The organism is Candidatus Steffania adelgidicola, from assembly GCF_020541225.1.
GTDB classification, from domain to species: Bacteria; Pseudomonadota; Gammaproteobacteria; order Enterobacterales; family Enterobacteriaceae; genus Steffania; species Steffania adelgidicola.
In genome coordinates this window covers 1,314,261-1,326,744 of sequence record NZ_CP045889.1, presented here as the reverse complement: position 1 = coordinate 1,326,744, position 12,484 = coordinate 1,314,261, and the positions used below count along the sequence as shown (strand labels likewise).

General features: G+C 30.8%; 3 protein-coding genes and 4 tRNA genes. 6 read left to right on the top strand and 1 reads right to left on the bottom strand.

Annotation, left to right across the window (positions count from 1 at the left end; genetic code table 11):
• The first annotated feature begins 2 nt into the window (after positions 1 to 2).
• On the top strand, positions 3 to 815 hold the full coding sequence (gene apaH, locus GFK82_RS03760; RefSeq protein WP_226810882.1) for a bis(5'-nucleosyl)-tetraphosphatase (symmetrical) ApaH: 813 nt from the start codon (positions 3 to 5) through the stop codon (positions 813 to 815).
• A gap of 460 nt (positions 816 to 1,275) precedes the next feature.
• Here apaH and tsaB read toward each other — a convergent pair whose 3' ends face one another.
• Positions 1,276 to 1,956 (bottom strand): tRNA (adenosine(37)-N6)-threonylcarbamoyltransferase complex dimerization subunit type 1 TsaB, encoded by a 681-nt coding sequence (gene tsaB, locus GFK82_RS03755; RefSeq protein ID WP_226810880.1) that lies wholly within the window; start codon positions 1,954 to 1,956, stop codon positions 1,276 to 1,278.
• Between the two features lie 1,326 nt (positions 1,957 to 3,282).
• Here tsaB and GFK82_RS03750 point away from each other — a divergent pair.
• The 5 genes from GFK82_RS03750 to GFK82_RS03730 all read left to right on the top strand — a co-directional run bounded on the left by GFK82_RS03750 (position 3,283) and on the right by GFK82_RS03730 (position 6,063).
• Positions 3,283 to 3,356: transfer RNA gene (locus tag GFK82_RS03750), tRNA-Arg, on the top strand.
• A gap of 59 nt (positions 3,357 to 3,415) precedes the next feature.
• Positions 3,416 to 3,491: transfer RNA gene (locus tag GFK82_RS03745), tRNA-His, on the top strand.
• 18 nt (positions 3,492 to 3,509) lie between these two features.
• Positions 3,510 to 3,596 (top strand) — tRNA-Leu (locus GFK82_RS03740).
• A 68-nt stretch (positions 3,597 to 3,664) separates the two neighbouring features.
• Positions 3,665 to 3,741, top strand: a tRNA-Pro gene (locus tag GFK82_RS03735).
• Between the two features lie 2,160 nt (positions 3,742 to 5,901).
• A complete protein-coding gene (locus GFK82_RS03730; RefSeq protein ID WP_226810877.1) occupies positions 5,902 to 6,063 on the top strand; it encodes a YoaH family protein in 162 nt (53 codons plus the stop codon).
• The last annotated feature ends 6,421 nt before the right edge of the window (positions 6,064 to 12,484 follow it).

The following is a 12,484-nucleotide window of genomic DNA, read 5'->3' as shown; positions in this document are numbered from 1 at the left end:
TCATGTCAACTTATTTTATTGGTGATATTCATGGCTGCTATGAAGAGCTAAAAATTATATTGGCAAAGGTTAAATTCAATGCGGCATTAGATACTCTGTGGTTGACGGGCGATCTTGTTGCGCGCGGTCCCGATTCATTAAAGGTGTTACGTTTTGTCCGAAGTTTAGGTGATAGCGTTCGTATGGTACTTGGTAATCACGATTTGCAATTACTGGCGGTCTATGCTGGTGTGAGTCATAACAAGTTGCAAGATCATATTACATCTTTGCTAGAAGCACCAGATTCTGATGTGTTAATGCACTGGCTACGTCACCAGCCGATACTACAAGTTGATGAGGAAAGAAAATTAGTGATGGTCCATGCTGGTATCACACCGTATTGGGATTTGTCTACAGCACGCCAGTGCGCTCAAGAGGTGGAAATGGTGCTTAAAAGTAATAATTATGCATTATTTCTTAACGCCATGTATGGGGATATGCCGAATAACTGGAGCTCAGGACTAACTGGGCTTTCTCGCTTACGATTGATTAGTAATATTTTTACTCGAATTCGCTATTGTTTTCCCAATGGTCAACTAGAAATGCACTATAAAGACACACCTGAAAAGACGCCGGTGAATCTAAAGCCTTGGTTTGCCTTAGGGGGTCCGATCTCTGACCTTTATAGTATTGTTTTCGGTCACTGGTCCTCGCTAATGGGTCAAGGAACACCGAAGCATATTTATGGACTCGATACTGGTTGCTACTGGGGCGGTCAACTCACCCTACTGCGTTGGGAAGATAAGACATTTACTCGTGTGCCTAGTGAACTTTAAGTAATTATTGCCTTGATTAACTTATATATTCAATGAATTTAAATTTTACATTCAGAGTTACATGTATTTTTTTTATTGTAGTCGTTTCTCTAATATGATTATGAGTCTTAATAATTATTTTGAGTCATTGCATAGATTGCTTTCTGCTTTTTCAGATACCACCTAGTTTTGACCATGTCATTTATAATAAGATGGTATACATTTTATTATAATTTATTATGATACCTAATCATGCATTAGGTCACTATATTTTAACAATGTGTAAGAAAATGAAAGTAATTATATATTTTTATCTACATATGAATGATTAAACAAAAACCTGTTTTAGGTGATAAGAGAAAAATCTAATATGTATTGGATTTTTGCGAACAATGTTTAAAAGGTTAATTAATTCAGTAAATTATTTTTAATATCAAGCCTATTTCTGAGTTGATCGCTTATCTTTGGATGGATCATGGCGCTATGTTACTGTATTGCGTAAATACGTTGGCGTTGCTAGTGAAACCGGTTGTGCTAAACCATGGCGATAGAGACACAGAGCTAGAGGAAGCATGTCCCGTGCGCTTGGGAATCGTGTTGGTCCTTTAGTGAGTATAAATCCGTCATGATGCAGTTGTGTCAGATCACTCTGCCAGCCAGTGCCCGCAGTGATCCATAATCCTTGTAGTTCTGCGCTTACTGCTGGTAGTGAATCGATGGACACAACTACTTCGTGGTCTTCTCCTAACCAGACGCCTAACCCTTGACGGCGATAGGGGGCTAAATAGAGTTCTCCCATACGTGCATCTATCGCACTCATTACTTGGCACATCCTCGTTTGACGAAAAGTACCCTCGGCTAGTGTTGCTAGCGTGGATATACCGATAACTGGTAAATTAGCTCCCAGAGCTAGCCCCTGCGCAATGCTGATACCAATGCGTATACCAGTAAAACTGCCTGGTCCACGGCCAAATGCAAGAACATCAAGATGTTTTAGTAAAATATCTGCCTCTACCAGTAGGCTATCTATCATTGGTAAAATATGCTGCGTATGTTCTTGGGGTGCGATAACAAAGCGTTCTAGCAGAACATCATTCTCAAGCATGAGAGCAGCAGAGCATGCTTCGGTCGCGGTATCAATGGCTAAAATACGAGTGGACATGAAAACCTCAAGTGGGAAACAATAGTATGTTTAAAGATATTCTTCAGAATATAGCAGGTGTACTCTGGAGAAAAACGGTTAGTTTTTTATCAGAAGACTGTATTTTTTAAGTTATTAACTTAATTACGCAGGTAATAGAACCGACAGAAAACCGTTCTCTACGCTTCTTTTAAATATTAAGTAAATCATGTCTCTGCTTTTGCTATTAAAGGTGCGATGCGTTTTTGAGATAATTGCATATCCATAGTAAAATATGAGAATAATTAAGCGTTATGGGTAAATGATCCCCATGCTTTACAAATGACAGGGTATTGCTATTTTTTAGAGAAAAACGGGTTTTCTCTTTCTAAGACTTGTCTAAAAAACATCCCTACATTCCTACAATCACTATATTTCACTAAGATTTAACTTATTATACATGTATTTAATTGGTAAAAGTTTTTTATAAAATAAAGTAAAAAACATGTTTTGTGTAAAGCATTTAAAATACTATCTATTTAATTATTTTGGGGTGGATATAAAATTTCTTTTATAAAGTATAGAAGGTTTCATGGCGCTACCTGTCCTCGGTGGTGATCGTGTAATATGATGTATTTTCTGTTGTATAATATTTAGATAACGGTTAAAAAATAAATTTTTTACTGAAAGTATGGAGATTGATTTTAAATCTTATATCATATTCTTTTAATGAAAGGAATTAGGTTACAACTTGTATATAGATGTGTGAGAGAAAACAGATTTTCTTCACTCTTCGATTTGTGAAAATAGTATAATCAAGAGATTTGAAGGATCTTAAGAAGACGTTCTAAAAAACTGCATTGTATTCTGATCAATAAGTTTGAGATTAGTTGTTTACTGAACATGGTGGTTTGTAATGAGTAATTATCTTATATGTGAATTTACTCGGCAGACTGAAAACAGAGTGTGTGTATCGTATTGGATATCTCTTTTTGTATTTTTCTTATACTTCGTTCAATGTATAGTTAGTGAATATCTGGTTCACTAACACTGTTAATATTTAATTGTTATAATTAGTGATAAAATCATATATTTAATTATAATTAAATGGCGTAGTTATGCAAGAGTTTTTAAAAGGTCTTCTTGAAGTATATTGTATTTGATATTAACTGTTGTGTTTATGACGTTAAGGTAATTTTTTTATTATCTCAGCTGTCGATTACTAGACACTTGTAGAAAATTTAAGGGAAAAGGCACATGGATGCCTTAAGTCATTAAAAGAGTAACAAAAAATATTTTTAAAAAAAAGTAGACAGTTAACATATAAATTCCGTAGTATGCAAACACTAAAGAGTGTTTTGCTAGAATGTGCCCGTAGCTCAGCTGGATAGAGCGCTGCCCTCCGGAGGCAGAAGTCTCAGGTTCGAATCCTGTCGGGCACACTATCTTTTTTTAAAGGTTTACTGAGCGGAATTCCATATTTCGATAATAATTATCAATGGTGATTGTAGCTCAGTTGGTAGAGCCCTGGATTGTGATTCCAGTTGTCGTGGGTTCGAGTCCCATCAGTCACCCCATTATCAATACATAAGTATGCGAAGGTGGCGGAATAGGTAGACGCGCTAGCTTCAGGTGTTAGTGTCTTAACAGACGTGAGGGTTCAAGTCCCTCTCTTCGCACCATATCTAGACACCCCTGTATATTCTTTTTCTTATGAGCTTATGCATTAATCTTTTCATGTTTATAACATCGGCGAGTAGCGCAGCTTGGTAGCGCAACTGGTTTGGGACCAGTGGGTCGGAGGTTCAAATCCTCTCTCGCCGACCATTTTTAAATACTTTTAATATCACGCGCTAAACGGTAGCACATATTGGAAAAATGTTTTAAAATTTCATAATGATTTCGGTAATCTTCAACCTTACGGTTGAAGATCTTAATACAAGATAGTGTAAAATTTCTAACTGCTATGGAATATCTATAGTATACAAGATGTTTCTTATTTGTTAAGAGTATCCTGTCATTATTAATTCTTTTTAGAGATTATGACCTACTAAATATTCTTCTATTTCAAGTGTTGAATTTTATCAGTTAAATTTACTTTCCTTTATGGAATTATATTTTTAGGTTAAAAACATAGTTCTCGGTTAAATAACCTAATGACTGATACAGGAATATAGCCTTGTCTAAGATTTGCTTTCATCATGGCATGATAAGTACTGAGAAATATAGCTGAAACTAGAAATAATCATGATATATTCCTATAATTCTTTTAAAAACTTAAGTTTTACTTAAGATAAAGTATATGCTTATATCGATTTTAATTAATCGTAATGATAGTAATTCACTAATGTTTACACAAAGCAAAAACATAATGGTATTAATACTAAGGATATTTCGGTTGAAATAGAGGTTATATTCTCTCTTTTCAAGAGGTGAGTTATTGTTTCTGTATAAAAATATTTACTTGTTATTTGTATAATATATCAATGATCGTCTATTTTTTTTAATTTCTCAGTAAATTTCGTAAAATTCCAAATCCATTTAAAATGAAGTATGTAAGATACCAGTTTTAAATACATGCTCGGAATTTTATATTTTCTCTATATAATTTGTAAACTTCAATGATATTTTATATCCCTCAAGGAAATTAATCCTGTAATTCATTTGGAATTATTTTACGTGATTTCAATCAAGTATAATCTATGATTATCTGTTAACCGATAATAAATGTGGATTTATAGAGAGTTTTTAAATATACATTAACGTGATAGCAGAATGAATTCAACTGTTTTATCTAAGGATCAAAAGGTCTGACTGATGTGTTGTTAAACCTCTGGTTATATCATGTGACATGTCAAGACATATGTTAATAATATTTATTAAACTGAGAAAAATATTCAAGATATAACTTATTATGTTCTTGAATGTAATACCGAGATTCATTTAAAACTGTGTCTATTACTATTAATAGACACAGTCTTGTAAAAATTCTTACACGGGAAATGAAGTTATTTAATAAATAAAAATAAATGCATCGGGTGATATGATATAATTATATGTATTAATATTAAGTGTATTTTTCGGGATTTCTATCTTCACTATTAAAAGTGATATAGAATTTTTCTAATTACACAAATAATTTGATTCAACTATTTTATTTATAGTAGTAACTATATTGCCCTGTTATAATATATATAACTTTTGTTTGTTTTCATTTAACACTGTTCGTATATGAAAGATATCCAGGATATATATATTGGTACATAGCATGATGCTATCTTAAAATCATAATGGTTTTTAAATTTATTTTCTTGAGTCAGATACCGGTAATCCTTATTTTTCACTCTTTATTTTCAGATTTAAACCTTTCCTATTTAAATGGAGCGAAATATATAATTTTATTTTTTATTACAAGGTGTCACCAGGTAATGATATTATCTCTTCAATAATATTGGATTTTTATAGTTAGCTCTTGATTTTTAAAAACCAAGAATAGATCATGATAAATACAGAGGGTTATATCCTGCGTTTAAATGAACATGGTGATATTGTTTTGTGTTTTTTATTGATTTTTAATTTTTTCTCCGTCATATACTTTTTTCCGGATAAATAAGAGATGAGAGAGTTTTAAGTTTATAAAAAACCGCCCTAATTCTAGGGAATATAGTTGGAGTCGAAATAAAATAGAAATGCTATATTTAGATGAATCGCACGTCTTTGTTTATAAAAGATAGAGTTTAGTTTATATATAAATATGAGGTATCGAGCACATAGATAAAATAGATCTTTATAGATCTATTTATTATTGATATTAATCCTATGCCTAGATAGATTTTTTTCTATCTATTAAAGACTAATATATAACGATTTTTATCGAATAGGGTGGAAGTTGAATACTTCAATCTAAATTAAATCTAGAAAATACATTGAATAGAATCAATCGGATTATGAGATAATCAGAAAAATACATTTTATACGGAGAGAAGTATGCTTAAAAATATACCCACGTTAACCCATCAGCAACAGCAAGAGGCTGTTGAGAAAATTCAGGCACTAATGGCTAATGGCATAAGTAGTGGTGTAGCGATTACAGAGATCGCGCATGAGCTATACGCCAACCACGTTGGTGAAAGAATTTCTCTATATTAGACAGAATAAGGAGAGTTAAAGTTTTTTTTGAAGTACTATGGAAATATACCGAGCGTTCCTCATGATACACGATTGATTGCGATACAATGCAATCAGACTCTATCGTTGTATTATGATGTACCAATATATTATTATCAGACATATTGTCTTAGACAAGAGTGTCTGTGTAACAAGTAATATATTGGTATTTAGAGCTTCCGTGAATATAACAATAGATTGAATTTTTAATCATGTTTTAATCTTAAAATATTTAACTATCTGTTAATATATGAGAAATATATTTCTTTATATTGAAAATGATATATATTGATAATATACGAGTTTCATTCTTATTTAAGCAAGTCTGAATGGATTTCCCACCAAAAATGTTTCCTCTCTCTAAATGTATTAAGATTGATCATGCGTAAATTTTAATAGATAATATTTATCTAACTTTATTGAATTTCTGTTTATACACATTAGATGTGAAGAGATGTTTTTAAGAGTTATCAGAATATGAAAAATCTTAATTAAATACCCATGGACACTCATTATTGTTTATGTACGTATAAGTATACGGAATCTTTTTAAAATTTTAGATAAAAACTCATCATATTACTTTTTCTTTTATATATAAAATATTATATCTTGGGTATGTCTGTATTGATATATCAGAAAAATACTTGCTAATGAATAGCCTTGTTTATACTGTGATTTAATTATGCTCATTGAGCAAATCATACATAGTATTACCTCAGGGTTCATCTATATTTATAAATATATAAAGTAGTGGAATAATACTGTTCGTATAGGAGAGAGATAAATAAAACGTCAGTATTTCCATCTGAATATAATAATTGAGATGGTACCTATTAATAGGTTTGAATTTTAAATTAAAAATAACCTTTATCTCAAGTATGTCGCTACTAAATAAACTATTTAACTCTCTTACTTCCTGTTATTATGTAATAGGAAGGCTTGACGTGATGCTGTGATTTATATTAAAAAGCCAAAGCTAAATTAATATTGATTAGCTAATATCTAGTTTAGGAAAAGGATTGTATCCTGAAGTTTTTTATTATCAGCCTGCGAATGAATGTAGTTTTTCTAGTAGTCATTACACTTTTACTTGAATCGTTCCTGGATTCTTAAATTAATACTAAGACATAAAATGCATCAGTATACGGTATATACATGATAAATATAATTACGATATGATCGAATATCAAAGTTCCATTAATTATAAGTTTTTATTTTAATTATTCATATCTTGGTGTCACTTAAGGGATCTTTTTTGCAAAAGTAACGTTAGCATTATGAATGAAAAAAATTTGGTGGAGCTCTTTTCTAAAAGAATGAATATCTCAGATTCATGATAAGTTTTATTATATTTAATTAGCTTTCTATATTCCATGAATTAAAAATATTATCGGTTAGTTGCGTTGAGTGATCGTTTAATCAAATAAAAAAGGCATAAGTTCATAGTGATCATCCTAAAAAATCTGTGTTTGATTGTTTATTTCGGATTTCAAATATTCATAATCGCAAGGAAATATAATAAATCAACAGTTATTCTTTCATTAATTATTTTAGATAACTTATATTGATAAAATAGATATTTTTAATATGTCAGGTTATAATATTTTTACAGGCTATTGTAGTGTGATATGGCATATCACTAATTATATCTTCTTCCTATATTAGAGTTCGAAATGTCACTGAAGTGTATTCTTTAGCTTTTTGTATAAGAAAATAAGTAATTTTATCATGATTTTTTTATGTTTGTTAAATTTACTTGAAGATGAAATAAAGTTTTGTTAATGGACTAATATTAAAAGACTTAGTAAGATGTATAAAAAGTTTTTTTATTAGGTACGGTTTTTGTGTTAATTAGGAAGGTATGACATTCATCAAGAATGAATTATAAATAAAATGAATAATAAATAATAAATAGGAATAATCAGATAGCCTTCGATTACTTAATGTTCTGGCGTAAGTATTTTTATGCTTGAACTCTATTAAGCTGGAGTACGACAAAGACATACATATAGAATCGATAACTATCTTATGAAGAGACCATCACAGTTTTCTAAAAAGGTAATGAAATTTTTAATAAATATTGGTAAGCATATCGCAAATCTTTAACTATTTCATATTTTAGCATTTATTAATACATCTATCTTATAGATGCTATTATCTTTTCTGGAATTAATATAGACCATTTCTAATATAAAGTATGATTCTGACTACTTTCAAATAGTGTAATTTTATCATAAAGATAAGGGTTTATATAATTATGATTTTTGGTATATAGTGCTTGTTCTTTTAGTAAATATTTTGCTATAAATAATCGGATGGGATAATGGTAAATATAATGATGAAAGATTGAATATTTATCGTGGGACTTATTTTTTAAATAAGATCAAAAAATATTTTTGAAAACTAAGATACCATATCTTTATTATCGTATCTCGGATGACAATAAAGTATCTATCTCAAAAGAATATTTGATTTTATTTTTTGTATATATGCTTTTATGATCGAGGATCATCTTTATCTAAAGATGTAGCGAGATATTAAAATCAATACTCAGCGTCTATTATATCTTTTTACCGTTATCAATTTCATAGAAATTGCGATAAGTATTAATACAAGGTTAATAACAAATGATTTAGAATAAATCATTTATCCATTTAGAGTATCATCGTTTAAGATTGGCGATTATGTATGTTGTCCTCTTTAAGTAAGCACTAAGTCCTACATTATCAATAGCTAGGGCACAAAATCAGAACAAGTTAAGATAGTGTGAGGATATTTTCTGCGTGATTAAAATCACACCGTCTTCTCCAGAATTGAGCTAATTGTTTGATTCGTTGTATTGCGGAAGAGTAACGGACGGGGGGCACAGTACCTGGTGTCCTATACCAGGTCAAAAGACAGGATCCTTGACACAAATCGTGTTATAACTCTCTATCTTAGTTTTTCTCTTACTCATGACTATAGTAGCGAGGATCATGTTCTGGCTGTACTGAGGTATCCTTTACGTCAAGCGGAGTATGGTCAGTTATAACGCTAGATTAGTCATGCTTTTTTATATTTCTCACTATTGCATTTGTTATTGAATGTGGTGTAGTGGTGTCTATCAGGTTTAATCGACTACCCTTGTCGAAAGGTGTCATTAGTAATTTTATTTCTGCTCTCGAATATGATTGGGAGTGTTGTGAAATGTCATTTCAGCGGGAGTCTTTTTGACGGTTTGTCTAGGACAAACTATGCCATTATAATTTATATATCATGGTATGGTAACAAGAATCTTATTGGGTCGTTTTTTATACCCGGGGACTGATTTTTTACTGTAGGTTGGATAATGATTAGTCATTGTAATATTTCATATCAACCTGGTTAATGTTACATATCTAGTCACTTTTTAAACGGGTTTACTAGTAGTGTTTTGGCAAACAGCGTTAAGTTAAAGTTTTAGTAATTTTTTACTATATGGTCTCCTTGTACAAGGACATTCCTATGTATTAATAAAGTTCTATTAGTAGTTAAATTAGTACTAATTTGCTTTCTTCTTAGTTTTCATATGATATGAAAAGTTCTTAATGATTGTTAAGAACTGATATAAAGTTTAGTGCAATCATGAGTGTAATTGTGCGCTGTGGTCAATATTATGATGATGTGGAGTAAGAGATTGATATAAATCTAGCACGGTGGTTCCTTATAGGGAAAAGATTTTATTTGATAAATAATATGGTCTATTGAAAATAAATGATAGGCTTAATAGATATTAAGCCAGATTTAGATGAAATGCTCAATGGTGAAGTATCTGAAAATAATTTAGTAGTATTGCGGTTAATTTATTTATGATTTTGGTTATATTAAAACGCTATAAGCCCAGTGTTGGATAAGTGCATTTCAGTTCTTAAGGATATTACTGATATCTAGAAAGTGTTTAACAAGAACACGAGAGTGTTTAGAGTGTCTTTCTTGAAAAGAAAAAACGCTTGAATTTAAAAACGAATATAATTTTCAAGCCAATAAAATATAGGTAAGGATTGCAATAGTATTGCATCAATTTATCAATGAAATTGAAAGAGGTGAGTTTTATTTAAATGTTTTAAATATGGGTTAAACTCTTTCATAAACCATGAAAGTAGTATCACTATTCCATAGTGATTGAGTACAGGATAAATTATATCATTAGCTTACAATTTTATGTTTGTGATTAAAGTGATGAATAATTGTTGTTCATGATTTTTTATTGGCCTGTTGTGTTCTTCGACTAAAACATTGATTGAGAAATATATCAGTGAGCTGAGAATAGTGTTTTATATTCATCTCTGTGAAGTCTTCTTAATTTAGAAGACGCTTATAAAATACCTGCTGATTTCCTCTGATGACTCAACGGATAGCTATGGAAGATATGCGTTTGAAATTATCTAAACACATTACCCGAATTAATTATCTAAAGTCTTACTTGTATTAGAGATGGATTAGAATTGAAAAAAGTGATTTGATTCATATGGTTAAAAATAGAAAATTGACAGTGATTTTTCTATTTTTTATATTCTTTCCCATCTAGATATGGGTGACGCCTGATTTATCATTTTAATTAAATCAGTGATTAAGCCTGATTGTTATATAGGGAGATATAGCAATTTAAATGTCATTTAAATAAATCATCACGTAAAAGACACGTGTCTTTTCAGGAAAAACCGTCATAAATTCAATAATCAGCTATCGTGTTGTTTTCAAATGATATATGGTGTGACTATACTGTGAAATAATAGTAGTGTTATTACGATTTTCATATGATCCTAGAGGTATACTTGTGACTTGTCTGTGGTAAAAAAATAAGATTTTTAGATCATTTTAATTTAACGGTGAAGGAGAATGTTTGTCATATGATATTTACATCTTGTATCTTTAAAGATATTTTATGGGATATTTTAATATCAAAAGGTTAAGCGATAAGGGGTACTATAATAAAGTGGAGTAATATACATTAGTGTTAATAACATAACTCAATGAGTGTTAGTCATCTTTATAAGGGTAAAGAGCGGTTCATGTACAATGCTTCTTGGTAGATCGTAATACATAATCATGTATTTATAGATGATAGTAAGGAACGTTTAAACCTTCTCTTATATCGTAAGAAATGTTGCTAGTATTGGGAATCCATAGAGTGACTGAGAAAGAGTTCTATCTAGCTTGTTGTCTTTAGTTGTTGTTACCTATATACATATATTCAATCATTGAAAAATGTGTAAGTATATAGGTGAAAATCTATTACTGATATTTTTATAAAAAGCTTACAAGCGTACGCTTTTTATATATTTCACTCAAGAATTAAGTATGCTCAGCATTGATAGTGAATTTACTTTAATTTGAGTAGACTGGTTGTATGCTAATAGATTTCCAACATCTCTCTAAAAGAGAAGTGATCGCATTAGGGGATATTATAGAATAAGGTTATGGTAACTGTACTAGTTAAAACTGATATAGATGATTAGTAACGTGTATCAGAAAAGTTTATTTCCAAATAAAACAATTTAGGAATTACGGTTGATGGCATTGACTCTATGTTTCAGTCACCGAAAGTTTTACCCAATAAACCAGCTTTATTACACACTAGATCTGCGCTTATATGTATCGAAGATATCTCTCCTCATACCCTGATTAATATATATCCACTTCACTCTCTCTGAGACAATCTGCTTAGTACGGTGGGGGGATTGTGTTAGTAAAACACCGGCGTCAGTGAATCGGTATTAATGCCATTGTCTCTATGGTTAAAATATTCCGATCTGAGTTAGTGGCTAGTATTAGTATTTGATATCCATTTAATATTCAGTAGAAAACTGCCTTCTTCTTTTACTAGAAATTTTTCAATGACTATAGAATTTTAAGTTTCTTTAAAAGCGTTTCCGACCAGCAGATTCTTTATAGCAGATTTTATTTTCATAAATGTTATAGAGAGGATCTCCACTTTCTCCGTTGCTAATCTATTTGTTTAAATAACTATTTGTTCGCTGTCCTGTTACATAGCAGCATATAATAGTGCTTGTTGGGTACCTGTGAGATTTTTTATGGCTTAAGGTGGACGCAGTATGGTAGGTAAGGAAGTGTTTTCTAAAAGCCTTGAAGCTTTTTCGTTGATTGGTATTGTTCGCATTGGGTTGAAATTTATAGATTTCCAGCTTAGAAGGTGCGTACTATTCCCTTTACCATTAATATGTCTAGCCTAATAATATTTATCGATATTTTATGTTTTTTGAGAAAGATGTAACCAAAAGAATATTGATCGGGTGATGTTGATATTTTTCATGTTGTCTCTAGAGACTTGTCATTCTCTGACGAGAGATAGATATATATCAGCACGATTAGAGCGTGAAGTTGCCTAAAAACATAGCATATTTATATATGCTATGCTCAAATA